General features: G+C 70.2%; 23 protein-coding genes. 8 read left to right on the top strand and 15 right to left on the bottom strand.

Annotated elements, in window-relative coordinates:
* On the top strand, positions 1–623 hold a 623-nt coding region (locus Q0C38_RS13500), incomplete at its 5' end, for a hypothetical protein (RefSeq protein ID WP_291297621.1).
* Positions 624–639: 16 nt separating this feature from the next.
* Here the strand turns inward: Q0C38_RS13500 and Q0C38_RS13495 are convergent.
* Positions 640–1,584 carry a tetratricopeptide repeat protein gene (locus tag Q0C38_RS13495; protein WP_291297620.1) on the bottom strand — a complete coding sequence of 315 codons (945 nt, stop codon included), beginning with the start codon at positions 1,582–1,584 and terminating at the stop codon, positions 640–642.
* Positions 1,585–1,722: 138 nt separating this feature from the next.
* Here Q0C38_RS13495 and Q0C38_RS13490 point away from each other — a divergent pair, with 138 nt between their 5' ends.
* Positions 1,723–2,589, top strand: a complete 867-nt coding sequence (locus tag Q0C38_RS13490; protein WP_291297619.1) for an SDR family NAD(P)-dependent oxidoreductase — start codon at positions 1,723–1,725, stop codon at positions 2,587–2,589.
* Here the strand turns inward: Q0C38_RS13490 and Q0C38_RS13485 are convergent.
* Positions 2,563–3,312: an alpha/beta fold hydrolase gene (locus tag Q0C38_RS13485; RefSeq protein WP_291297618.1), complete on the bottom strand. Its 750-nt coding sequence runs from the start codon at positions 3,310–3,312 to the stop codon at positions 2,563–2,565. The genes Q0C38_RS13490 and Q0C38_RS13485 overlap by 27 nt on opposite strands.
* A 49-nt stretch (positions 3,313–3,361) precedes the next feature.
* Between Q0C38_RS13485 and Q0C38_RS13480 the strand changes: the two genes are divergently transcribed.
* The 4 genes from Q0C38_RS13480 to infC all read left to right on the top strand — a co-directional run bounded on the left by Q0C38_RS13480 (position 3,362) and on the right by infC (position 8,049).
* A complete protein-coding gene (locus tag Q0C38_RS13480) occupies positions 3,362–4,510 on the top strand; it encodes a glycosyltransferase family 4 protein (RefSeq protein ID WP_291297617.1) in 1,149 nt (382 codons plus the stop codon).
* Positions 4,507–5,439, top strand: a complete 933-nt coding sequence (locus tag Q0C38_RS13475; RefSeq protein WP_291297616.1) for a glycosyltransferase family 9 protein — start codon at positions 4,507–4,509, stop codon at positions 5,437–5,439. The genes Q0C38_RS13480 and Q0C38_RS13475 overlap by 4 nt, the downstream gene beginning before the upstream one ends.
* A gap of 69 nt (positions 5,440–5,508) precedes the next feature.
* Positions 5,509–7,467, top strand: coding sequence for a threonine--tRNA ligase (gene thrS, locus Q0C38_RS13470; protein ID WP_291297615.1), 1,959 nt, complete (start codon positions 5,509–5,511; stop codon positions 7,465–7,467).
* Positions 7,468–7,530: 63 nt separating this feature from the next.
* Positions 7,531–8,049, top strand: a complete 519-nt coding sequence (gene infC / locus Q0C38_RS13465) for a translation initiation factor IF-3 (RefSeq protein ID WP_291297626.1) — start codon at positions 7,531–7,533, stop codon at positions 8,047–8,049.
* An 811-nt stretch (positions 8,050–8,860) separates the two neighbouring features.
* Here the strand turns inward: infC and Q0C38_RS13460 are convergent.
* From Q0C38_RS13460 to Q0C38_RS13400, 13 genes are all read right to left on the bottom strand, one after another.
* Positions 8,861–11,314: a hypothetical protein gene (locus Q0C38_RS13460; RefSeq protein WP_291297614.1), complete on the bottom strand. Its 2,454-nt coding sequence runs from the start codon at positions 11,312–11,314 to the stop codon at positions 8,861–8,863.
* 33 nt (positions 11,315–11,347) lie between these two features.
* A complete protein-coding gene (locus tag Q0C38_RS13455; protein WP_291297613.1) occupies positions 11,348–13,093 on the bottom strand; it encodes a DUF927 domain-containing protein in 1,746 nt (581 codons plus the stop codon).
* 175 nt (positions 13,094–13,268) lie between these two features.
* The gene (locus Q0C38_RS13450; RefSeq protein ID WP_291297612.1) at positions 13,269–13,484 is read right to left on the bottom strand and encodes an AlpA family transcriptional regulator; all 216 of its coding nucleotides are present in this window, start codon (positions 13,482–13,484) and stop codon (positions 13,269–13,271) included.
* A 113-nt stretch (positions 13,485–13,597) separates the two neighbouring features.
* Entirely contained in the window at positions 13,598–14,428 is an 831-nt protein-coding gene (locus tag Q0C38_RS13445) for a capsid assembly protein (RefSeq protein ID WP_291297611.1), read from the bottom strand.
* Positions 14,397–14,681, bottom strand: a complete 285-nt coding sequence (locus tag Q0C38_RS13440; protein WP_291297610.1) for a hypothetical protein — start codon at positions 14,679–14,681, stop codon at positions 14,397–14,399. Before Q0C38_RS13440 ends, Q0C38_RS13445 begins: the two co-directional genes overlap by 32 nt.
* Entirely contained in the window at positions 14,681–15,202 is a 522-nt protein-coding gene (locus Q0C38_RS13435) for a hypothetical protein (RefSeq protein ID WP_291297609.1), read from the bottom strand. The genes Q0C38_RS13440 and Q0C38_RS13435 overlap by 1 nt, the downstream gene beginning before the upstream one ends.
* Positions 15,199–15,615, bottom strand: coding sequence for a hypothetical protein (locus Q0C38_RS13430; RefSeq protein WP_291297608.1), 417 nt, complete (start codon positions 15,613–15,615; stop codon positions 15,199–15,201). Before Q0C38_RS13430 ends, Q0C38_RS13435 begins: the two co-directional genes overlap by 4 nt.
* 3 nt (positions 15,616–15,618) lie before the next feature.
* Positions 15,619–16,440, bottom strand: a complete 822-nt coding sequence (locus Q0C38_RS13425; RefSeq protein WP_291297607.1) for a hypothetical protein — start codon at positions 16,438–16,440, stop codon at positions 15,619–15,621.
* A 102-nt stretch (positions 16,441–16,542) separates the two neighbouring features.
* Positions 16,543–17,274 (bottom strand): hypothetical protein, encoded by a 732-nt coding sequence (locus Q0C38_RS13420; protein ID WP_291297606.1) that lies wholly within the window; start codon positions 17,272–17,274, stop codon positions 16,543–16,545.
* 13 nt (positions 17,275–17,287) lie between these two features.
* Positions 17,288–17,827: a hypothetical protein gene (locus Q0C38_RS13415; protein WP_291297605.1), complete on the bottom strand. Its 540-nt coding sequence runs from the start codon at positions 17,825–17,827 to the stop codon at positions 17,288–17,290.
* Positions 17,828–17,926: 99 nt separating this feature from the next.
* Entirely contained in the window at positions 17,927–19,198 is a 1,272-nt protein-coding gene (locus tag Q0C38_RS13410) for a site-specific integrase (RefSeq protein WP_291297604.1), read from the bottom strand.
* A 505-nt stretch (positions 19,199–19,703) separates the two neighbouring features.
* Entirely contained in the window at positions 19,704–20,573 is an 870-nt protein-coding gene (locus Q0C38_RS13405) for a M48 family metallopeptidase (protein ID WP_291297603.1), read from the bottom strand.
* Positions 20,574–20,658: 85 nt separating this feature from the next.
* Positions 20,659–21,153, bottom strand: coding sequence for a pyridoxamine 5'-phosphate oxidase family protein (locus tag Q0C38_RS13400; RefSeq protein WP_291297602.1), 495 nt, complete (start codon positions 21,151–21,153; stop codon positions 20,659–20,661).
* Between the two features lie 228 nt (positions 21,154–21,381).
* On the opposite strand from Q0C38_RS13400, the gene ffh reads away from it, so the two are divergent.
* Positions 21,382–22,773: a signal recognition particle protein gene (ffh, locus tag Q0C38_RS13395; RefSeq protein WP_291297601.1), complete on the top strand. Its 1,392-nt coding sequence runs from the start codon at positions 21,382–21,384 to the stop codon at positions 22,771–22,773.
* A gap of 61 nt (positions 22,774–22,834) precedes the next feature.
* The gene (gene rpsP / locus Q0C38_RS13390; protein WP_291297600.1) at positions 22,835–23,188 is read left to right on the top strand and encodes a 30S ribosomal protein S16; all 354 of its coding nucleotides are present in this window, start codon (positions 22,835–22,837) and stop codon (positions 23,186–23,188) included.
* Positions 23,189–23,209: the final 21 nt, after the last annotated feature.

Here is a 23,209-nt window from a genome sequence, read left to right as displayed (position 1 = left end):
CGCCGCCCGCCACTCCAGCGCCGCAACGACAGGCCGCCGCACGGCCGCCGCCGCCCCCGGCGGCACCGGCAGTGCCGGAGCGTTTCGCCGGCACGGGCGAGGTGGTGCGCGTGCTGACACGCCAGATCCCGCTTCCCGCAGGCCCCTGGCGCGAGGCGGCGCGCTGGACCGAGCAATCCGACCCGACGCTCGGCTCAGGCTTCCGGCAGATCTTCCCGGTGCAGAACGTGATCTTCGTCCAGGAACAGGCCGGCCGCGCGGTTGCCGCCATCAGGGTAACGGCGACCGACAATGGCGGCGAGATCTCGGGGTGGAGTGCGCCCACCGCATGCCGGCCCGAAGGCTCCGTCGCGCGCGGCATCGTCAGCACCGCTGGCCTTTTCCTCGATTGCTGGCAGGTGCGCCGGCGCGAGGTCGGTGCCACCGCCTTCGCCCGCGTGCTGCCCGCTGGTGCCGTCATCTCCTCGCTGCATGCGCTGGGTGACAGCCGCAACATGATGGAGGTCGAGTACGCCTTCGTCACGGTGCCGGCAGACCGCGTCGCGGCCTGGTCGGCCGGGGCGCAGGCAGCGGTGAAGCGGGGGTATCAGGGCGGCCTGGGCGCGGGGCTTTCCGCCCCCTGAGCCTCAGCGCGGAGCCTCAGCGCGGCTGCTGGCGCGGCGGCGCGCGTGGCGGTGCTGGCGGGGGCAGCGGCGGTTGCGCCTCTGCGCCGGGAAGGCGCAGCGCGTTCTCCGGAATGACAGTCGGCATCACGTCGAGCAGCACGATGTTGCGTGCCGCGAGCGCTGCCGTCGCCGTGTCAGGCGCGATCCTGACGGTGCGCTCCCAATCGGCCCTTGCCCCGCGCGCATCGGCGGCATCGCGCCGGAGGAAGCCGCTTTCGAGCCAGGCCTCCTGGTTCTCCGGGTCGCGCGCGAGGGCGCGCACCAGGTCGTCACGCGACAGCGCCGGCTGGCCAGCCTGCCGCCAGGCCGAGGCACGCAGCACATAGGCCTCGGCGCGGAAGGGGCGAAGGTCGATCACCCGCGTCAGGTCCTCGATCGCCTCCTCGAACCGCCCGGCCGAGGCGGCGATCACGGCGCGGTCGGTCAGCAGGTCAGGCTCCTCGGGGCGGAGGACGAGGGCGAGGGTGGCAGCGCCGTAGGCGCGGTCGAGGTCGCCCGCCTCGAGCCAGATCTGGCCTGCCTGGGCGAGTAGCGAGGCGCGCGCCTCGCGGGGCGCGAATCCGTCACGGCCGAGCTGCTCGAGTTGTGCGGCAGCGCCCGTGCCGTCGCCGGCCCGCAGCCTGGCAATGGCTTCGCAATGCAGCGCCGCATCGGCGCCGCCGCGCTGGCGCCAGCGCGCTGCCTCGGCAACTGCGGCCTCTGGGTTCGTCATCGCGAGCGCCATGCAGCGGTCATAGGCGTCGTTCTCGGCCCGCTCGACGTCGGCCGGTGCCGGGCGTGGCGGCGGCGGGACGGCGATGCCCGACGTCTGGGGAGGGCGCGCGTCCGGTGCGGCCTCGCGCCTCACTGGTTCCGGATCCTCGGTCCCGAGGAACCAGAACCCGGCAGCAGAGGCAGCGCCGAGTGCGAGCATCACCATCACAGCAACCGCGGCCCTCGACACCGCCACCGCACTCCATGATCCTGGGGGTTCACACCAGATGAGAGTGTAGCCGGGAAACGCGGCCATGGAGAGGCAGCGCCATCACGGCCCAGGTGCGCCGGTCAGGGGAAATACATGACGGTACGGTTGCTCGTGTTCGGGCTCGGCTACAGCGGCAGGGCGATCGCCCGCGAGGCGGCGTCACGGGGCGCCGATGTGACGATCGTCACCCGCGATCCCGCCGGTGCCGCGGCGGCATCCCTCGCGCGCGATGGCTTCGGCATCGCCGGCTTCGACGCGCCCCCGATTGGCGAGGCGACGCACCTCGTCGCCACCGCCGCACCGTCCGACGAGGGAGGCGACCCCGTGCTTGCCGTCCATCGCGCGGCGATCGTCGGGGCGAAGGCCCTGCGCTGGGTCGGCTATCTCTCGACCACCGGGGTCTATGGCGATCGCGGCGGGGCGTGGGTGGACGAGACGACCGCACCTGCCCCCGGCCAGTCGCGCAGCATCCGCCGCCTCGCGGCCGAGCGCGCCTGGGCGGAGGCGGCAGGCGAGGCGGGGGGAGCGCTCGACGTCATCCGCCTGGGTGGCATCTACGGCCCTGGGCGGAGCCCGTTCGATGACCTCCGCGCCGGCACGGCACGGCGCATCGCCAAGCCTGGCCACAGCTTCAGCCGCATCCATGTCGCCGACATCGCCGGCCTCGTCACGGCAGCGATCGCCCGCCCGCCGGCCGTGCCGGTGCGGGTGCTGAACGGCGTCGACGACACGCCGGCACCGGCGTCAGACGTGGTGGAGGAGGCCGCGCGGCTGCTCGGCATCGCCGCGCCGCCGGCCATCGACTTCGACGCCGCGCAGGCCGCCATGTCGCCCATGGCGCTCTCCTTCTGGTCGGAGAACCGGAAGGTCTCAAACGCGCTCTCGAAGGCAGCGACCGGCTGGGCGCTGCGCTGCCCGAGCTATCGCGAGGGGCTACGGGCGATCCTCGCCGAGCGTTGAGAGCGTCTGCGCCAGCAGCGCGAGATCGGCCTCGCGCGAGAGGCGGTGGTCGCCATCCTTGATGAGGGTGACGGCGACATCCTCCCCAGCCAGCCGCTCGGCCAGGCGCAGCGAGGTGTCCCACGGCACCTCGGCGTCACGCTGGCCGTGGAGCAGCCGGGCGGGGCAGGTGAGCGGAATGGTGCGGCGAAGCCTCAGCCGCGTGCGCCCATCCTCGATCAGCGCGCGGCCGATGGGGTAGCCCGCCGGGTCGTAGGGGTTCGGCAGCGTCACGATCCCGTCGCGCGCGAGCGCCTCGCGCTGGTCATCGTCGAAGCTGTCCCACATCAGCTCCTCGGTGAAGTCCGGTGCCGCGGCGATGCCGACCAGTGCGGCGACGCGATCGGGGATGGCCAGTGCCGCCTCGAGCATCACCCACCCGCCCATGGAGGAGCCGACGAGGATGAGCCTCCCCGTCGTGACGGCGCCGATGACGGAGAGCGCATCGGCCGCCCAGGCACCGATCGAGCCCTCCTCGAACCGGCCTTCCGAGGCGCCGTGGCCGGTGTAGTCGAAGCGGAGGAAGGCTTGCCCGCGCGCAGTGCACCAGTCGCGCAGGAACGACGCCTTCGTTCCCGTCATGTCGCTCCTGAGCCCGCCGAGGAACACGACGGTGGGGCCGTGCCCGGCGAGCCTCTCGTAGGCGATGGCCCCGTTCGGGCCGCTGTGGATGGCGGGCTGCATGGATGGCGTTCTCCCCCTTCGCTCCGCCCGGTGCTATAGCGCGCGGCGCATGTCCTCCCCAGCCCCCGCGATCCTTCAGGTTCTTCCCGCGCTCGACACCGGCGGGGTTGAGCGTGGCACGATCGAGGTGACCGCGGCGCTGGCCGCAGCCGGGTTCCGCGCCTTCGTTGCCTCCGCCGGCGGGCGGTTGACGGGTGAGATCGCCCGCGCCGGCGGCACCCACGTCCAGCTCCCCCTCGCGTCCAAGGACCCGCTGGTGATGTGGCGGAATGCAGGGAAGCTGGCCGACCTCGTGCACGCCGAGGGTATCGCCGTCCTGCATGCGCGGAGCCGCGCGCCGGCCTGGAGTGCGAGGCTCGCCGCCCGCCGCACGGGGGCTGCGTTCATGACCACCTATCACGGCACCTACAACGAGGGCTTCCCCGGCAAGCGCGCCTACAACGCGGTGATGGCGTCGGGCGTGCGGGTGATCGCGATCAGCCATTTCATCGCCCGCCACCTGATCGCCCGCCACGGCACCGACCCTGCCCGCGTGCGCGTGATCCCGCGCGGGGTCGACCCGCTGCGCTTCGATCCGGCCATGGTGCAGGGCGACAGGATGCGGCGCCTGGCGGAAGCCTGGCGCCTGCCGGATGGCGCGCCCATCGTGGTGCTGCCGGGCCGGCTGACGCGCTGGAAAGGCCAGGCCGTGCTGATCGAGGCGCTGGCGCTGATGCAGCAGCGCGATGCGGTGGCGGTTCTTGTCGGCGATGCGCAGGGGCGGGAGGGGTATCGCGATGAGCTTCTGTCCCTCGCCCAGGCGCGCGGCGTCGCGGAGAGGATCAGGCTGGCCGGTGACTGCGCCGACATCCCGGCAGGGCTGATGCTCGCCGATGCGGTGGTCAGCGCCTCGACCGACCCGGAAGCGTTCGGCCGCGTCGTGGTCGAGGGCCAGGCGATGGGCAGGCCAGTGGTTGCGACGAACCACGGCGGGGCGGCAGAGACGGTCGAGGATGGGGTGACGGGCTGGCTCGTGCCGCCAGGCGATGCGCAGGCCCTTGCCGCACGGCTCGACGCGGTGCTGGCCCTCGGGGCGGAGGAGCGCGCGGCACTGGCCGAACGCTCCCGCGCCTCGGTTCTTGCGCGCTACACCACGCCGCTGATGTGTGCCGCGACGCTGGATGTGTATCGCGAGGTGCTTGCAGGGGAGGCGGCGTGACCGCCCCCATTCTCGTGATCAAGCATGGCGCGCTGGGCGATCTCGTGCAGGCATTCGGGCCGTTCGCCGCGATCCGCGCGCACCACCTCGGGGCGGCGATCACGCTGCTGACGACGAAGCCCTTCGCCGGGCTGATGGCGAAGGCGCCGTGGTTCGATGCCGTCATGGTCGATGACCGGCCGCCCTGGTGGAACCTTCTCGCCTGGCGGGCGCTCGGGCGGCGCCTGGCTGCGGGGGGATACGCCCGCGTCTACGACCTGCAGACGTCCGACCGTTCCTCGCGCCTCTTCCTCACCATGCGCGTGCACGGCGCGCGGCCGGAGTGGAGCGGCATCGCCCCCGGCGGCTCGCACCCGCATGCGAACCCGGCCCGCGACGCGATGCACACGATGGACCGCCAGCGCGAGCAGCTTGCGGCAGCCGGCATCGCGGCGTTTCCGCCGCCCGATCTCGGCTGGCTCGCAGGCGACATCGCGCGGTTCGGCCTTCCACCGCGCTATGCCGTGCTCGTTCCCGGTGCCGCGCCGCACCGCCCGGCCAAGCGCTGGCCGGCCGAGGCCTATGGCGCGCTCGCGGCGCACCTGGCCGGCCAGGGCCTTACCCCCGTCATCCTGGGCACGGCCGGTGAGGCGCCGCTCGCGGCCGCGATCCGCGCTGCCTGTCCCGGCGCCATCGACCTCACCGGCCGGACGGCGATCGCCGACATCGCGGCCATCGCGGCGGGTGCGGCACTCGCCGTCGGCAACGACACGGGGCCGATGCACCTCGTCGCCGCCATGGGCACGCCATCGCTCGTCCTCTTCAGCGGCGACAGCGATCCGGCGCTGTGCGCGCCGCGCGGGACGGGGGCGAACGTGCGCGTCCTGCGCGTGGCCGACCTGCGCGCCCTCGCCCCCGCCGGGGTGATCGCGGACCTCCCCGCGCCTTGACGCCGGCAGGGCAGGGGCCGCATAGCAACCGGCTTCGCCACCCCACGAGGATGGACCAGAGGTTCGACGATGCCAGCGCTCACCCTGCCTGACGGTTCAGTCCGCCGCTTCGACGGGCCGGTCACGGGTGCGACGCTCGCTGCGTCCATCGGCCCCGGCCTCGCCAAGGCTGCGCTGGCGGTCATGGTCGACGGTGCGCTCTGGGACCTCTCCCGCCCCATCGAGGCCGATGCCGCCGTGCGGCTGATCACCCGCCGCGACCCGGAGGCGCTCGAACTCATCCGCCACGACACCGCCCACGTGCTGGCCGAGGCCGTGCAGGAGCTCTTCCCCGGCACGCAGGTGACGATCGGTCCCGCGATCGAGAACGGGTTCTATTACGACTTCGCCCGCGACACGCCCTTCACGCCCGAGGATTTCCCCGCCATCGAGGCCAAGATGGCCGAGATCATCGGCCGGGGTGCTGCGTTCGAGCGCATCGTCACCACGCGGCACGAGGCGATCGACCTCTTCACCGCCAAGGGCGAGAAGTACAAGGTCGAGCTCATCCAGGACCTGCCGCGGGGCGACACCATCACCCTCTACCGCCAGGGCCAGTGGGTTGACCTCTGCCGCGGCCCGCACATGCCGACGACGGCGCAGGTCGGCGATGCGTTCAAGCTGATGAAGGTGGCCGGCGCCTATTGGCGCGGCGATCACCGCAACGCGATGCTCTCGCGCATCTACGGCACCGCCTGGCGCGACCGGAAGGAGCTCGACGCCCATCTCCACCAGATCGCCGAGGCCGAGAAGCGCGACCATCGCCGCATCGGCCGCGAGATGGGGTTGTTCCACCTCCAGGAGGAGGCGGTGGGCTCGGTGTTCTGGCACCCGAAGGGCTGGCGCCTCTATCGCGCGTCGGAGGCCTATATGCGCCGCCGCCTCGACGACGCCGGCTACCAGGAGGTGAAGACGCCGCAGCTGGTCGATCGCGGCCTCTGGGAGGCGTCCGGCCACTGGGAGAAGTACCGCGAGCACATGTTCGTGGCCGAGGTGCAGGACGAGAAGGAGAAATCCCGCGTCCTGGCGCTGAAGCCGATGAACTGCCCCTGCCACGTGCAGATCTTCAACACCACGATCCGCTCCTACCGCGACCTGCCGCTCAGGCTTGCGGAGTTCGGCGCCTGCCACCGCTACGAGCCATCTGGCGCGCTGCACGGCATCATGCGCGTGCGCGCCTTCACGCAGGACGATGCGCATATCTTCTGCGAGGAGAGCCAGATCGCCGAGGAGACGGTGCAGTTCGTGGCCCTGCTCTCCTCCGTCTACCGCGACTTCGGCTTCGAGAGCTTCCGCGTGAAGTTCTCCGACCGCCCCGCCACGCGTGCCGGCACCGACGAGACGTGGGACCGTGCCGAGGGCGCGCTGAAGGAGGCCTGCCGCACCGCTGGCGTCGAATACGAGCTGAACCCCGGCGAGGGCGCATTCTACGGGCCCAAGCTCGAGTTCGTGCTGCGCGATGCGATCGGGCGTGACTGGCAGTGCGGCACGCTGCAGGTCGATTTCGTGCTGCCCGAGCGCCTCGATGCGCTCTACGTCGCCTCGGATGGCTCGCGCAGGCGGCCGGTGATGCTGCACCGCGCGATCCTTGGATCGTTCGAGCGTTTCCTCGGCATCCTGATCGAGCAGTATGCGGGGCGCTTCCCCCTCTGGCTCGCGCCGCTGCAGGTGGTGGTCGCCCCCATCACCTCTGATGCGGATGGCTATGCGAAGGAGGTCGCGCAGGCCTTCGCGCGCGCCGGCATGGTGGTCGAGACCGATCTCTCCACCACCAAGATCAACGCCAAGATCCGCGAGCATTCGGTGGCGCACGTGCCCGTGATCGCCGTCGTCGGTCGCAAGGAGGCGGAGGCGAGGACGGTGGCGCTCAGGCGGCTTGGCGGCGAGGCGCAGACGGTTCTGCCGCTCGACCAGGCGGTGGCGATGCTGGCCGCCGAGGCCTCACCGCCCGACCTGAGGCCCGCGATGGCTGTTGAAGCCGCAGCCTGATATAACCACACTCACTATCCCGGAAACGTCTAGGAGGCCTGAGCCATAGCCCGTCCGACCACCCTGGCGCCGCCGACCCGAGAGGGCCCGCGCGTCAACGAGGAGATCCGCATTCCCCAGGTTCGCCTGATCGGGAGTGATGGCGAGATGATCGGTGTGCTGACGACGCGCGATGCCCTCTACCGCGCGGCACAGGAGGGCCTCGACCTCGTCGAGATTTCCCCCGGCGCCGACCCGCCGGTGTGCAAGATCCTCGATTTCGGCAAGTTCAAGTACGAGCAGCAGAAGAAGAAGAACGAGGCTCGGAAGAAGCAGAAGGTCGTCGAGATCAAGGAGATCAAGGTTCGCCCGAACATCGACGACCATGATTACGATGTGAAGATGCGCCAGATGAAGGGTTTCATCGAGGAAGGCGACAAGGTGAAGGTCACGCTTCGCTTCCGTGGCCGCGAGATGGCGCATGTCGATCTGGGCATGAAGGTGCTGGAGCGCGTGCGCGCCGAACTCGACCCCGTCGCGAAGGTCGAGCAGATGCCGCGGATGGAAAACCGCCAGATGATCATGGTGCTCACCCCTCGGTGAGAAACTGAGGTTGCAGGCCGGTCTCCCGCCGGCCTGCTTCCGGCCAGCAACCACATAGCAACCACGGGGCGCGATCTCGCCCACCGCAACCAGGCTGCTGGGGAACGCACTCTCGACCCCGTTTCAAGTGCACGAGCGGTGGAAGACCCCTCGGTCCATGCCCGCGTGGCGGTGTTCCGCCTCGGCCGGAGGGTGATGCACTCCCTCGGTAGGGGAGACGATGCCGCCTCCGAGCATCGATGCGGTAACCCGTTACCGTCACGCACACCCGGAGAACGCGGATCAATACCGCTGAAATACGTGCGCGACGTGTGCCCCGGTGCCCCAGTGCCCCACATGTGTCCATCCATCAAGTAAGTGATTGATATATAGGGGCTGCTTCAGCCGAAGCCCTGGGGCACTAGGCTGGGGCACTCGTCTTCGCTCAGTGCCCCAGTGCCCCAACACTTCAGGCCGGACATAGCGACAGGCGAAATCGAGTGCCGATCGCCGATGCCGGCGCCGTCAGCCGATCCGCGCACGGGCCCGAACGGAACAAGCGGCCGGCTTGCGCCGACCGCTGTCCCCAAGTTGCCAAGCCGAGTTTTCGCTGGCCTCGAACGGCGACGGTGCTATCTTCCGTCTGCATGGCGTCGAGCCGCACCCGCCCAGGCTCATTGTCGCGGGTTCCACTGCCGGTCCGCGAAACCGGGAGTGGCCGATACGGGCGGCGGTTCTGGAACCCCGAGTCGGATCGCCGGAGCCGCCGCCCTCGCCCTTCTCCAACAATTACCGGTTTGGCCGCAAGTGAACGGGCAACTTTTTTTGCGCCTCAGCCTCCTCCACCAAGGCCAAGGGGGGCGCGTGTTGGAGATGCCTCGCCCGGCCGCCACCAGAACTCCTGTCCGTAGTCCTGCCGCGCTTGGTTCTCGAGCCTGCGCCACTTCCGCGCATGGTCGGGGTCGGCCATCTCCTGCAGCCGGTCCCACATCAGCCGGTCGAGGGCGAGGCGCGCATACCAGAGAGACGTGCCCGGCGCGTTGAACCGGGCGAAGCGGGCAAGCTCGGCGCCGAAGTTGGTGTCTTTCGCCTCTGCTAGGCCCTGGATGTTCCCACCCGTCAGCCTCGACAGGTCATCGATCAGCCCGCCGGTCGGCCCGCCGATCGCCGTCATGTAGAAGCTGCGCTCGGAGCGGGTGAGTGACGAATAGAGGAAGTCGCCGAAGATGCCGGCGCCGCCGCCCTGCATGAACGCCGCACCCCAGAAGGTCGGCGTCGTCATGTCGCGCGGGTCCTTGCCGGCGGCGATCTGCTTGAGCTGCATCGAGAACGCGCCGGCGATGGTGAGCGACACGCCCAGCGCGACCATGTAGCGCCCGCGATCGCCGCCCCTGTAGGCCTCGAGGCCGCGGAGCAAGTGCGTCGTCATCATCGTCACGGGGAAGGCCTTGAGCTGCGTGGTCGAGCGGATCAGCTCGCCGACCAGCGTTCCGGCCTGCGTCTTGCCCAGCATCAGCGCCCGCTCGCGCGCGCCAGGCTGGGGGATGGCGAAGTCCGTCTCGATGGTGATCCACTGCATCAGCCGTGCGGCGGCATCGGCCTCGCGGCGGCCCTGCTTCGCGATGCTCTCGGGGTGCAGCACCTTGCCGCCGTCGCCCAGGTCGAACATCGGCGCGGCGCGCATCACGTCCCAATCCTCGGCCGTGATCCCGTTGCGCTCCATGCCGCGTCGGAAGCCAGGGCGGAGGCGATCGAAGGGGAGCGCGGCATCGTCGGCGAGCTGCGCCAGCGTCTCGATCTGGAAGGCCCAGCGGCCGGCTTCGGTGTGCGCCGTCAGCCCCGACGCACGAAGCACCGTGTCGGCGACGCGCGAGCCGAGCCCGGCGCCAACGATATCCGCCTGATTGCGCTGCGTGGCGGCGGCGACGCGCGCCCAGCCTTCCGCGATCAGGCCCGTGCGGATGGCGTCCTTGCGGTCGGCCGCGCTCGTCAGCAGGCTCATGTAGCGCCGCATCACGTCCGATGCGGGGATCCCGTTCCACGCGGCGGTGAGGCGCAGCGTGGCGAAGTCCGATGCGGCCGAGAGGACGGCGCTGCCCAACTTGGCCGCCGTCAACCAGGCGCGGGTTTCGCGCATGAAGCCAGCCGCGGCACGGTTCACCGCGCCAGTGCTCGCCCCGCTCACGGTGTCCCACAGCGCCTCGAGGCGGTAGGCCTGCCCATCGGTCGCGCCAGCCTTGCGAGCGGTGTCGATCACCACGCGCGCCTGATGATGCGCCGAGGGCCCGAGCACCTCGATCATGCCGATATCGCGCGCGAGCCCGTCGAGGTGCTGCGTCATCAGGCTGTAGATGCCGATGCCGTCGCCCGCCCCGAACCGTTCGTTCGCCTCGAGCCAGGCATCGGCCGAGGTCCACTCAAACGCGCGCCGTTCCTGTCGGCTGTTCGCCAGGCGGCCGGCGGTCTGCTGCCCGGGCACAAGCCGGGAGAGGCCATCGGTGACGATGGCGTCGTACGCGTCAACGAGGATCTCCTGAGCCCGCGCGCGATCGACCGGCTTGCCGGTCTGCCAGTCGAGAACGCGAAGCTTCCCGGCGCCGATCGCGTCGAGCATCGCATCGGAGAACTGCACGCGGGTCAGCCGCGCGACGGCATCGCGATCCCACACTTGGGGCAGCCGCCAGTCATCGAGCTTCCACGTGCGCCCGCCGCCATCGACCCATCGCTTCCGCGCATACTCGGCCGCCTCGGTGAAGCCGCGTGCCGCGGCACCGGCCACGCCATCGCCTGTCGCCTCGCCGTAGAGCTCGCGCACCACGTTGCGCAGCCCCATCGTGTCGCGCGTGAGGCCCACCGCCTTCGACCGGTAGGCGTCGAGGAAGTCGACCACCTTGCCATGCAGGATGGCGAGGACGGCGCGCTGCCGCCCCTCCACGTTCGATCCTGCCGCCTCGGCGATGCCGGCCGCGTCGGCGGCCAGGTCACGCGCGAAGATGGAGGCAGCGCCGGCGTAGGGGCCGCGCGGGTGCGCGGCGAGGCGGTCCATCAGTTCGGCGTGGCGGAGCACCTGAATGGCGTTCTGCCGCTTCTTCAGCCGCGCGTCGGCTGCAAGCTCGGCGGCAGCGCGGGCGAGCGCTTCCTGATCGCTGAGCGGCACCGCGCCGGCAGCGTTCTCGGCCTCGATCTCGCGCACCTTCTGCGCGATCGCGTCAGCCTGCTCGCGCGTGAGTGTCCCGCCGCTCACGCGATCGTCGAGACACTTCCGGAGCCTGTCGCTGCTCGTCATCACCCTCGCCTTCTTCTGCTCATGCCTTTGGGGTCATCCCTCGTCGCCTTCGTCAGCGAAGATCGAGGGCAGGATCGTGACGAGCTCGGGGCGCCCGACCCCCTTCACCGACTTCGGCAGGGTGAAGCGGAGCTTGCCGCCTTTCATCTGGGTTTTCAGCACACCCGCCGCGGCGAGCATCCGCTTGGCCTCGAGCTCGCTCATGCCAGCGGGCACGACTTCCTTCTCGAACGTCTCGGGCTGGATGCCGTAGACCCACAGCTTCGTCCCTTCGTCCGCTTCTTCCCCAGTCCACTTCCACCCTGCGCGCTCGATGGTGCGAGTGTCAGGCGGCGCGACGGTGCCAGCGAGGTCACCGGGCGGGAGCGGTTCCTTCAAGGTTTCGAACCGCGACGCGCCGTGCTGAAGGAGGAACCCTCGAACCGCTCGCAGCACGTTGCGCAGCTCGAGCGGTCCGACGCTGCCGCGGCTTTCAAGCCAGGCCGTGAAGCATGCCTCGGCCGCACGCTCGGCCTCGCCCAGTGGCCAGCCGGTGACATTGGCCTCGGTCGCGAGCTCGCCTGCGAGTGCGATCAACGCGAAGCGGCCGGCGGCGCGCTGCACCTGCCCATCGGCCCCGTGCGGCAGCATCGCTGCTGCGATCGCTTGCAGCCTCGCGCGCGTGGCATCGAGCCAGGCGGGGTCGGCCACGCGCGCAGCAAGCCAGGCAACGAAGGCAGGGCCGGCATGCCCATGGCAGTCCTGCGCCGCCTGCTTCAGCTGTCGCGAGAAGAGGGCGCCGCTGTCTGCATCGTGCAGCTTCTCGAACATGCCGAGGCCGCGGCCGGCATCTGCCGGGATGTCGAGGAAGCGCGTCTCCTGCCCGGCCTTCGCGGCAACCTTGCCGCGGTTCATCAGGCTGACGATGCCTTCCTCGCCGCTCGACACGAACAGCAGGCGCCAGGTGTTCATGGTCCGCAGGCCGCCCCTGTCGCGCATGCGCGCGCTGCCCGCTTCGTTGGCCAGCATGTAGACCATGTCTCCCACCTTCGTGGGGTCCGCCTGCCCGATCTCGTCGAGCGGCAGCACGCAATCCGAGTAGGTCTTCGCCATCTCCTCGACGCCGTTGATGGTCGCGCGCCACTGCCGCACGAAGGCATCGGGGCCGGACGGTGCGCCCCAGGCGGAGGCTGTGAGATGCAGCGCCGTCGTCTTGCCGACGGAGCTGCCGCCGCGGAAGTGAATGCCGCCGGTCTCTTCACCCAGCGGCGTCAGCAACGGGCCGGCGAAGGCGACCGCCACCGCGAGCACCAACCGACTGTTGCCGACGCACCGCGCGGCAATGTCCTGCTTCCAGTCATCGAGCGATCCCCGCTCGCGGAACACCCGCGGCGGCGGGTCAATGTCGAGGAAGAGCTCTTCGCCATCGGCAGGTGTGCCGCACACCCGACGTGGCAGGACGTAGGCCGCTCCGCCATCGGCGGGCAGCACCCATCCGATGCGGGACACGGTGCGCGCCTTCTTTGTCGAGCGCACGAGCGATAGGTAATTCACGAGGGCGGTTCGTGCCGATCGGCTCGCGTAGAGCCGGAGCCCACGCGCTGAGAGCCGCTCGAACACGGATCGTTCGTCTCCCGTCAGCATCGCCTGTGACACGATCACCCGATGCTCGAGCTCGTCATCGTCGTGCCAGGCGAGCATGACGCCCCAGTTGTCGCCGCCCTCGGGCCTCGTCTGTGCAACCACGCGGAACGGATCACAGATCCACTCGCCGTCGCACTCAAGGCCGGTGGCCGTCATCGTAAACCCAGCCGGGCATATCACCCCATGAACGTCAGGGAGTGCCGATGCCGCATGGCCGCCAGCAGTCCCAAGGGGCTGCTTGCGCCGGCGCTTCCGCCGCGCCTCCTCAAGGCTGATCGGCCCTTCCGGTTCGCCGCTCATGCGCGACGATCCGCGATGGTGGCGAGCGTGCTCACGCCGCGCTCGTGTGCGGGCGCTTCCGCTCCGCCACCCAGGCATCAAGATCAGCGAGCTCGTACACGGCAACGCGGCCAAGCTTGGCGTAGGTTGGCCCTCCGCCTGTCACGCGGAGCTTGTCGAGGGTGCCGGGCGCGAGCCCGAGATACTTGGCCGCCTCTGTCGTGCGGAGATACCGGAGTGGTGCTGTAGCAGTGCCGTGGGTGCTCATGGGCTTTGCGCTCTCCTGTAGGGTGCTCAACGCGAATGGCGCGACACTGCGTGTCCGGAGGATGCCGCCGCAATGCACTGCGGCGAATATCGCGTTCTGCGAAGGAAGGTGCCTTAGCGGCCGGACATCCGCGGCGGCTGGGCCTTGCCTGGATACAGCCGGGCGAAGCCGTCAGTGACGCGCTTCATCACCTTCGGGTCGCGATCCCTCCAGTACGCTGGCGTGGCCATCAGCTCATTCAGCGTCGCGACATCATCAGCCGAAGCGCTGCCGCCGATCGGCGCGAAGCCAGGCCCGTCACCGAGCGCAACGACCCTTTCCATGGCGGTCACCAGCTCGGGCGTGTCGACGCCGCGGAAGAACGCCGCCGCATCGTGGTCGCCGACCTTGGCGCGGAGCTTTCCGTACAGATGCGCGACGCGCGCCTCTCCGTTCTCGCCGAGGGCCTCGTAGAGCGCCGCCTGCCGCGCCTTCGCCGCGCGCCGAAGCTCGCGCGTCGAGGGGACGGTCTTTGTCACAAACTCCGCGATCGTCTCGTTCACCTGCGCCGGCGTAAGGCCCCGCTCGTGCGCAATCTCAAGGAACCCGGCAAGCTGCGGGTCATCGCGGTTCAGCTGGATGTATTCGGCACCAGGCTCGGGCCGGAAGTCTGGGCCAGGCGGTTCCGTCAGGATGTAGCGCCCGTCGGGCAGGCGGCGCGGGAGCGCCGCAAGGTAGGCATCGGGGCTGCCCGGCAGCCCCTTGCGCTGCTCCGCCTCGAGCTGGGCGCGGACCTCCTCGCGGAGGCGCGGTGCTTCGGTTTCGCGGTACGCGGCCTCGGCTTGGGCGATGCGCTGCCGAAGGTCGGTCGTCTCGCGCACCATGCGCTCGACTTCCGCCATATCGGGCGTGCCACCGGTGGCGGGCGCGCCCTCAGGCGCGGCGGTCGCGGGCTGCTCTGGCATGGTCCATCCTCTGCATGATCTGTGCGACAAGCTCGCGCCTGCCCTCGTGTTGACGAAGCTCGGCATCGGAAGCGCCGGGGCCGAGCACCCGGTTAAGCGTGACAGCGCGAAGATGGGCGAGCACGCGCGCGCCAGGCCCGTCGCTGAAGGTGGCGAGCATCGCTTCGCTGATCTGTTCTTCATGCTCCGGCGAGCGCCGTATGCCGTCGATGCCAACAACCGACGGCGGCGCCTTGGTTTGTGGCGTGCCCATCAGATGCGCTCGCCGCTGCCGCTCTTCGACGTGCCGGGGTAGAGCTCCTTGAAGCCGGCTTCCACGCTCTGGATGAACGCCGGATCGCGATCGCGCCAATAGCGCGGGTCCTTCATCGCAGTCTTCAGCTCACCCTCGCGCTGCGTCCTATAGGCAGGATCAGCCGCACGCCCCGTCACTCCGGCCGGCACGGCAGGCTTCTCGAAGGATGGCAGCGGCGCCGTCTTGATCGTCACGGGTGCGCCGCGGATCTGCTGCACCGGCGGCAACGTCGCCGGTAGCCAGTCGCCGCGCATTGCCGCTCGCACCTCGGCGGCCGAAGGCTTGTCGCGGTGGTAGAGAAGCGCCTCGAGGCGCAGGAATTCCTCCGGCTTCGAAAGCGTGCGATCGATGCGCTCCGCCTCGGCGTCGCCCAGGGCACGCCGAAGCTCGCCGAACACCTGATGCGCACGCCGCACGCCCCCGTGGCCGAGCTGCTCATAGAATTTCGCTGCCTCAGTGGGGTCAGGGGGCTGTGTCATGAATGGGTCTCCTTTCGCTGGGAGGGCTGCGTCACGAACCGCTCGCGGACGGTCATGTCCCGTTCTTCCCCGAGCACTGCCGCGCCGCCGATCGCGGCAACCGCAGCCGCCGCTACGCGAACGGCGGTGATCATCTGCCGCGGGCTGGGGCGTTTCGTGTCGCCGTTCCAGTGTGTGCCTGAGCGCCACCGCAGCTCGTCTGCTCGACGCATCGCGCGATCGGCGTCCCACCACCGCGCGATGTGGCGCAGTGCCGCCACCGCGGCCCGGCCTGCCCGCTTCTCGCCAGGCGTGAGGCTCCGCACCCCCTCGATTTCGGCAAGCACGTCGACCGTGCGCTCGAGGCCGAACATCGCGAGATATGCGAGCTCGCCCTCGACGCGATCATCTGGCGCCGTCGCGGTCTCCGCCATGGCTCAGGCCAGCTCGCTCGGCAGCTTGCAGAGGACGGAGGCTGCCGGGCGCTCGACCCGCCCCTCCACCACGTCAAGCAGCAGCGCGCGAAGCGACGGCAAATGCACCTCGATCGGTCGCAGCTGGTCCGTCAGACGCCAGCGCCCATCGACAGTGGCAGGCACAGCAGCGCGGAGGATGCCGCCCGCCCCCTCGCGATCGGCGCCGCTGCCATCCTGGAAGCCGCTCACGACCAGGTGCGGCGTGACCACGATCGGCGCGCGGACATCGCTGGTGATCGGCTGTGCGACCGGAACGAGATTGAGGAGGATCGCGTGTGAGATGAACGCCATCGCCGCGTTGACCGTGAACACTTGCGCCATGGGCGGCGACTGCTTCAGCAGCTCCCACGCAGCGTCCCCCTGCCACGGATGCCAGGCTCGCTTGTCCGCCAGCTCCTCGGCCGTGGCGGCGCGGAAGGGAGCGCGGGCGATCCATCGTGCGGCGAAGGCAGCGTGGACCGCGCCTGCGTCGACCAGCATCTCGCCGAGCGGGAGCCAGGTGTTCGCGCGCCGATCGAACGCACGCGCCGTGAGCTGCCGCGAGCCGAGCTCGACCGGTGGCGCGAGGCATTCGCCGCTGCCGTCGGGGAAGAAGCAGCGAAGCTCAGCGCGGCGAACAAGGGCGATGATCGACGTGAAGACCGTTTCGCCAGTGAGGGCGAAGGTCGCCATCGTCTCGGCCATCACGCTGCCGCACGGGCGGAAGTCCGCACGGTCGTCGGGCGGGAAGGGAAGCCCCGCATGCGGTCGCGGGGCGTCGAGGGCAAGGGCTGCGTCGGGCATCGGCTTCTCCTGTTCGCGCCCTCTGGCAGGAGGGGCGGTGGAGCCGATAATCCACAGCCGAAACCCGACGGCCTAACTGAACAAAGTGGCGTCAGACTTAATTCAGTTTGTCGACTTCTCGCGCGCCCCGCGCGGTCTCTCGGGTTTGAGGCTTAACTCGGGCCGATGCCGTTTGACCTCGGCCCAAGGGCCACTCCATCGCCCTTTCGGCCCGTCCGGCTCGACTTTTTCCTGTGCAGAAATTTGCGGCAGTATCTTCCCCGTGGTGCGAAGCGCTTCTTCCTGCACGCGGATCAACGAACGCGCGCGCTCGCTCAGCGGCGCGTGAGCACTGCGAGGCTCAGTCCTAACGCCGCCACGCGCGAGAGGCTCCGGGTCCGCCCCCGGCGCACCTGTCAACACTGGCTCTCGGCCATCGAGCCAGGCCCGCACGTCGCCCGCGCTGACGATCGGCCGTCCTCGCGGGGCGTTGACGACAACCGGCAGCGTTGCACTCGGCAACATGCGCGCGGTGAGGGGTCGGGAGGGAACGCTCACCCTCTCACCCGGCCACATGGCGCGGGCGCCGGCGGTGCTTCGCCAGAACTCCGGCGGAATAGGCTCTGTGATGCCATCATCGAACAGCGCCTCGGCACGAAGCACGCCATCGGCGAGGGCGCGGCGGACCGCGTCGCGGGCCGGCTGCGGCGGCGACGGCGCGATCGCACCGCGGATGACGGCGGGGAGCGTCACCCCGTCGTCGTCCGGTGTGGCGGTCGTCGATCCATGGCGCGCCCACCAGGCAGCAACGGCCGCGTCCAGGAACAACCGACCAGCCGGCGGGATGAGCGACATGGCGCGCCCCCCGTCAGTGCAGCCGGGCGGGCGCGGCGATCGACGCGTCGGCCTCCGCATCCTCGCGTGCCGCCGCGGCGCTGGCTCCCGTCGGTTCTGGCGTGACCCTGACAAGGGGATGCCCCGTGTTGATGCCGCTCGTTCGGTCATAGGCGGTTGCCAGGGCGGCCTCGATCTCCCTCGCCGTGCGCAGCGCGAGATGCACAAGCGGATGCTTCCGGTTCGGCATCCGATAGCGCAGCGCGCGCACAAGGGTGCGCAGCGTCGCCGCGCCATCGGCCAGGTTGGCGAGGGCGCTTTCGGCGCGATCGTCGACGCCCCCGCCCCGCTTCGGCAGCCTGCGCCGCACGGCTTCGATCTGATCGACCATCGCATCGGCCGCCCATCGCACGCTTTCGCAGGGGGATGTTCCCTCGTCGTCGCGCATCGGCGGGTCCGCGTTGATGTCGATCAGCGTCGCCGCAACCTCGGAGATGCCGCGCGCGAGCTGCGCGGCCTCCTCGAGCTCGGCACGCAACGCGCCGGCAGGCGTGATATTCGTCTGGGTAGCCATCATGTCGCAGTCCCTTTGCGCTTGGTCGGTCAGGGCCGGGTGGTGTTCGCTGCACCACTCGGCCCGCCCTATGCCCGGAACCGCCGGGCGCGGCCGTCTCTATGTCGCCGCTTTCGCGAGCCTCCGGCGGCGTCGAGCCTCGGTGATCGTCACGACCTCGCTTGCCGGGGCCGGCTCCGCAGCGCCGCCAGGCATCGGCAGGCCGAGCGCTCGGGCGGCTTGGTCACCGACAAGTGCAGCCGCCCGCTTCACGGGATCGTCGGCCAGGTGCGCATAGGCAGCCGTCGTGCGCGGCTGGCTGTGCCCGAGCAGACGGCCGATCACGGGCAGGCTCAGGCCTGCGGCAGCGCCCAGGCTGGCGTGGGTGTGCCGCAGGTCATGCAGACGCACCGGCTTCAATCCGGCGCGCACGCGCACATCGTTCCAGGGGCGGTTGAGGCAGGAGAACGGCGCGCCGGCCTTCTCCCCCGGGAAGACGTAGGGGTTCCGGTCGATGCGGGGGAGCGCCCCGAGGATCTGCATGGCCGCCGGCGGAAGGTGGATCACCTTCGCGCCCGTCTTGCTCTTCGGCAGATGCAGGCACGCGCGGTCAATGTCGACGTTCTCCCAGCGGAGCGTGCGGATTTCGGACCGGCGCGCGCCGGTCAGGATCAGCATGCGGAGCGCCGACGCCGCATAGGGGTTCAGCTTCCCCTCGGCCTCGAGCGCGGTCATGGCTTCGCCAACGGTGCCGAGCTCGGCCTCGCTCAGGAAGCGTTGCCTCCGCTCCTCCTTGAACCGCTGCACCCCCTTGCACGGGTTGCCCGACGCCTCGGGGCGGCGGTGCTGCGAGACGCACCACGCCATGAGCGCGGCGAGGGCGGCGAGGCCGCGGTTCGCCTGATAGGGGGCTGCCTTCTGCCGCGCGTGCCAGGCGGCGACCTCGGCGCGGGTGAGCTTCGCCACCGGCTTCTTGCCGAGCTCGGGGAGGATCACGCGGTCGAACAGGTCACGATAGAGCGCGATCGTGCTGCCCTCCCGCTTGCCCTCGCTCTCCGCGATCCAGGCGGCGAAGGCATCGGCCAGCGTGTCGGCCGCGGCGGCGTGCTCCTCGAGACGCTCCGCCTGCGGATCACCGCCGGCAGCAATCCTGCCCAGCGCCCGCTCGGCGAGGGCGCGCGCCTGCTCGGCCGTGATCGCGCCGAAGGTGCCGAGCGTCAGCCACCGTTGCGGGCCGCTCGGGCCGCTTGGCCGATACTTGAGCACGAACACCTTGCGGCCGGACTTGTAGGCGCGAAGGCCATAGCCGGGCAGCGTGCCATCCCAGATCAGGCGCGGCTTCTCGCCGTCGGCCTCGGCTGCCTCGACGGTCCGCTTCGTCAGCTTCGGCATGGGTTCCTCCGCTCATGGTGCTGCCCTGGGGCACTCGGGGCGCGGTGCCCCAGGGGGGTGACCGCCGGTGCCCCAAGGTAAGGCCCTGATCGCACACGGGAATTCGCCGTGTGGGGCACTGGGGCACGTGGGGCACCACTTTTAGGCTCTATACGAATGCGCACGTCGCGTCGGCCTCCGGCGCGCGCGTCACATCCGATCATTCGGCCTGGGAAATAGCCGCGATCCACGGCAGGGGGCGGCGTCGCCATTTTTTGACCCCCCCTCCTCTCCTGGGCGATCGAGCGAGCCCCCCGGGGGGTGCTCCATGGCTGCTGATCCGGCCCATCCGCGATCCAGCAACCAAGCAGCAACCACGATAGCGGCAATCGCTGCCCATGTCAGCACCCTTGATAGGGCTACATTCGGCCTTTCGGTAGGGTTATGCTTGGTTGCGGCAACCCCGTCAGGGATGCATTAGGAGATGATCATGGTGCTGACGCCGCGCTGAGCGCGGCGTCGGTTCTCAGCCCCGCCGGGCTGCCACAGCCCGCCGCACGTCGGGGTCCTCGCGAATGAGCACTGCGAGCCGCTCCCGCCTGTCGCCATGGGAAGGGTGGGTCGAGAGGAAGGTCGGGCCTCGGGCCTGGCCCTGCTGCGCCTCCATCCTGTCCCAGAATCGCTGGGCCGCCTGCGGCTCGTAGCCCGCGCGGGCGGCGTAGACCAAGCCCAGCCTGTCCGCCTCGAATTCGTGGCTGCGCGAGAACGCGGCACCGCCCATCGCGGCCCCGAGGCCGAGTGCTGCGCCGATCGCGGGCGAATACCGCCGCGCACCAGCGCCTGCCGCCACCGCGGTGCCGAGCACTGCGGCGCCGAGGCCAAGCGCGAGTTGCTGGCTCACCCGCTCCTGCGCATGCCGGCCGGTGAGGTGGCCCATCTCATGGCCCATGATGATGGCCAGCTCGTCCTGGTTGCCGCCGACGAAGCCCCACATCCCATCGAAATAGCCCGAGTAGCCGTTCGGCAGCACGAAGGCGTTCACGCTGCGGTCAGCCAGCAGCTCCGGCCGGAAGCCCTGCGGCGGCTGCGGCGCGCCCTCGACGTCCGATAGCCTGCCCGCCACGCGCTCGAGCGCGCGCTGCCGCGCCGGATCACGCAACGGCCCGCCCGAGCGGCGGCGGATGTCAGCCTCCGCGATGTTCGACATCTGCTCGAGCTCGGCGTCGGACACGAGGATGAGCTGCGAACGCCCGAGCTGTTCGTTCTGCGCGCAGCCGCCGAGGGGCAGGCCAAGTGCAAGCGCGGTCAGCATGCCTGCTCCTGCTGAGAGCAGGGCGCGGCGGCGGTGGCAATAGGCGGGGCTCGCCAGTGGCAGGCGCCCCTCGGTCGCGGCCATGCCGGTCTCCCCCGTGATCGCATGTTGCCGCGGCAGGATGCCGCAAGCCGGCGGCACCTTTCCAGGCGGATCGGGGGAGGCGCGCTCAGGGCGGCCGCGACAGGGAGACGCGGGCGACCTTCTCCTTCGCGTCCTGCTTCGGATTCTTGCCAAACATCAGCTTCAGCCCCGCGACCAGGCTCGTCTCGTTCAGCCAGATCTCGGCCTCGGTGGTGTCGAAGCGCAGCAGCACCAGCGTGGGGTCTGCCCTGCCATGCTCGTACCAGACGGCAATCTGGCTGTTCCAGAGCCGGTCGATGACGGCGGGGTCGTCATCCCGCACGAGGGTGCCCTCGATCGTCGCGAACAGGTCGTGACCGGACGAGACGAAGGCCGCCGTTGCCCGCGCGCCGCTGCCGAGCTTCTGCACCAGCACGGCGTCGGTCGAGGTGAAGAACCAGATGGGCGGCGCATCGCGGTCGAACTGGGCGGTCATCGGGCGGGTATGCCCGCCCTCGGCCCCGACGAGGCCCAGCATCACGATCTTGTCCGCGCGCAGGGCCGCCCAGAGCCTGGTTTCCATGTCGTGGTCGTCGGCCATCGGTCGCTCCTCCCCGGTCCGTCTGGGAGGCTGCAACCGCTCGGCGGGCCTGGAGTTGCACCCGCCACCCCCGCTGCTCCGCTTGACGCAACCGCCGGGTCCGGCCATACACCGCCGACCACGGCAGACCCTGCCGCTCGTCCCACCCGGTGTGGGGCACCGCCGCTCCGCGAAGGCTCGCGCAGCGGCGCATTCGCGTTTGGGGCCCGCCTGGATGATGGAGCGAGCATGTTCGACGCCCTTTCGGGCCGGCTGACTGGGATTTTCGACAAGCTGCGCCGCCGCGGCGCGCTGTCGGAATCCGACGTGACCGAGGCGCTGCGCGAGGTGCGCGTGGCACTTCTCGAGGCTGACGTCGCACTGTCCGTCGTCAAGACCTTCATCGACGACGTGCGCGAGAAGGCCGTCGGCGAGAGCGTGCTGAAGTCGGTCACGCCAGGCCAGCAGGTCGTCAAGATCGTCAACGACGCGCTCGTCGCCATGCTCGGCCCGGCGGCCCCTGGCATCGACCTGAACGCCCCCGCGCCCGTCGTCATCCTCATGCTCGGCCTGCAGGGCAGCGGCAAGACGACGTCGGCCGGCAAGATCGCGCTTCGCCTGCGCACGCGCGACCGCAAGCGCGTGATGCTCGCCTCGCTCGACACGCAGCGGCCCGCCGCGCAGGAGCAGCTCGCCACGCTGGCTGACCGTGCGGGCGTGCTGAGCCTTCCCATCGTCGCCGGGGAGCGGCCTGTCGCGATCGCCCGCCGAGCGATGACCGAGGCGCGCCAGGGCGGCTTCGACGTCCTGGTGCTCGACACCGCGGGCCGCCTCGCGATCGACGAGGCGCTGATGGAGGAGGTGGCCGAGATCGCCACCGTCGCCTCCCCGCACGAGAAGCTGCTCGTCGTCGATGCGATGACCGGCCAGGACGCGGTGACAGTCGCGCGTGCCTTCCACGAGAAGGTGGGCGTCACCGGCATCGTGATGACGCGGATGGATGGCGATGCCCGCGGCGGTGCGGCGCTCTCGATGCGCGCAATCACGGGCGCGCCGATCCGCCTCGTCGGTGTCGGCGAGAAGCTCGACGCGCTCGAGGATTTCCACCCCGATCGCGTGGCCGGCCGCATCCTCGGCATGGGCGATGTCGTCTCGCTCGTCGAGAAGGCGGCTGCGACGATCGAGGCGGATGACGCCGAGAAGCTCGCGGCCAAGCTGCAGAAGGGCACGTTCGACCTCGACGACTACCGCAAGCAGCTCGGCCAGATCACCAAGATGGGCAGCCTCCAGGGCCTGCTCGGCATGCTGCCTGGCGCGTCGAAGGTGAAGGCGCAGATGGCCGAGGCGCGGGTCGACGACAAGATCCTGAAGCGCCAGGTCGCGATCATCGACAGCATGACGAAGGCAGAGCGCCGCAAGCCCGAGATCATCAAGGCTGGGCGCAAGAAGCGCATCGCTGCCGGGGCCGGCATGAAGGTCGAGGACGTGAACCGCCTGCTGAAGCAGTTCGACGACATGACGACGATGATGAAGCGCATGCAGAAGATGGGCCAGAAGGGCATGCTCCGGCAGGGCCTCTCCGGCCTGATGGGCGGCGGCGGGGGATTTCCCGGCATGCCCGGCGGCAAGCGGCCGTTCTGATCGGCCAACGACACCCTACCGAAACGACACACTCTTCTTCCGACAGAAGGAACCTGATGGAATGAGCCTCAAGATCCGCCTTTCCCGCGCCGGTGCCAAGAAGCGCCCCTACTATCACATCGTCGTGGCAGACAGCCGCAGCCCGCGTGATGGCCGCTTCATCGAGAAGGTGGGCGCGTACAACCCGATGCTGCCGGCCGACCACGCCGACCGCGTGAAGCTCGAGGCCGAGCGCATCCAGGACTGGATCGGCAAGGGCGCGCAGGTGACCGAGCGGGTCGAGCGTTTCCTCGCCAAGGCGGGCCTCGTTCCCGCCCCGGTGATGCGCGAGCAGTCCAAGCAGCACCTGCCGAAGAAGAAGGCCCAGGAGCGCGCCGCCGCCGCTGCCGCCGCCGCAGCCGCGGCGAACGCCTGAGCCTGCGCGCAGCGGAAATTG

It is taken from the genome of Elioraea sp., from assembly GCF_022842375.1.
Taxonomy (GTDB): domain Bacteria; phylum Pseudomonadota; class Alphaproteobacteria; order Acetobacterales; family Acetobacteraceae; genus Elioraea_A.
The sequence above is the reverse complement of the archived record's forward strand: the minus strand, read 5'-3'. Positions and strand labels throughout refer to the sequence as shown.

Bases quoted from the DNA above. Each gene is read 5' to 3' on its own strand.
- Q0C38_RS13425 (WP_291297607.1), bottom strand. From the start codon at position 16,440: ATGCCCGACGCAGCCCTTGCCCTCGACGCCCCGCGACCGCATGCGGGG.
- Q0C38_RS13410 (WP_291297604.1), bottom strand. From the start codon at position 19,198: ATGCCGAAGCTGACGAAGCGGACCGTCGAGGCAGCCGAGGCCGACGGC.
- Q0C38_RS13480 (WP_291297617.1), top strand. From the start codon at position 3,362: ATGTCCTCCCCAGCCCCCGCGATCCTTCAGGTTCTTCCCGCGCTCGAC.
- Q0C38_RS13420 (WP_291297606.1), bottom strand. From the start codon at position 17,274: ATGTCGCTCATCCCGCCGGCTGGTCGGTTGTTCCTGGACGCGGCCGTT.
- Q0C38_RS13415 (WP_291297605.1), bottom strand. From the start codon at position 17,827: ATGGCTACCCAGACGAATATCACGCCTGCCGGCGCGTTGCGTGCCGAG.
- Q0C38_RS13455 (WP_291297613.1), bottom strand. From the start codon at position 13,093: ATGACGGCCACCGGCCTTGAGTGCGACGGCGAGTGGATCTGTGATCCG.
- Q0C38_RS13400 (WP_291297602.1), bottom strand. From the start codon at position 21,153: ATGGCCGACGACCACGACATGGAAACCAGGCTCTGGGCGGCCCTGCGC.
- Q0C38_RS13460 (WP_291297614.1), bottom strand. From the start codon at position 11,314: ATGACGAGCAGCGACAGGCTCCGGAAGTGTCTCGACGATCGCGTGAGC.
- Q0C38_RS13430 (WP_291297608.1), bottom strand. From the start codon at position 15,615: ATGGCGGAGACCGCGACGGCGCCAGATGATCGCGTCGAGGGCGAGCTC.
- rpsP (WP_291297600.1), top strand. From the start codon at position 22,835: ATGAGCCTCAAGATCCGCCTTTCCCGCGCCGGTGCCAAGAAGCGCCCC.
- Q0C38_RS13495 (WP_291297620.1), bottom strand. From the start codon at position 1,584: ATGGTGATGCTCGCACTCGGCGCTGCCTCTGCTGCCGGGTTCTGGTTC.
- Q0C38_RS13405 (WP_291297603.1), bottom strand. From the start codon at position 20,573: ATGGCCGCGACCGAGGGGCGCCTGCCACTGGCGAGCCCCGCCTATTGC.
- ffh (WP_291297601.1), top strand. From the start codon at position 21,382: ATGTTCGACGCCCTTTCGGGCCGGCTGACTGGGATTTTCGACAAGCTG.
- Q0C38_RS13440 (WP_291297610.1), bottom strand. From the start codon at position 14,681: ATGGGCACGCCACAAACCAAGGCGCCGCCGTCGGTTGTTGGCATCGAC.
- Q0C38_RS13435 (WP_291297609.1), bottom strand. From the start codon at position 15,202: ATGACACAGCCCCCTGACCCCACTGAGGCAGCGAAATTCTATGAGCAG.
- Q0C38_RS13485 (WP_291297618.1), bottom strand. From the start codon at position 3,312: ATGCAGCCCGCCATCCACAGCGGCCCGAACGGGGCCATCGCCTACGAG.
- thrS (WP_291297615.1), top strand. From the start codon at position 5,509: ATGCCAGCGCTCACCCTGCCTGACGGTTCAGTCCGCCGCTTCGACGGG.
- Q0C38_RS13450 (WP_291297612.1), bottom strand. From the start codon at position 13,484: ATGAGCACCCACGGCACTGCTACAGCACCACTCCGGTATCTCCGCACG.
- Q0C38_RS13490 (WP_291297619.1), top strand. From the start codon at position 1,723: ATGACGGTACGGTTGCTCGTGTTCGGGCTCGGCTACAGCGGCAGGGCG.
- Q0C38_RS13445 (WP_291297611.1), bottom strand. From the start codon at position 14,428: ATGCCAGAGCAGCCCGCGACCGCCGCGCCTGAGGGCGCGCCCGCCACC.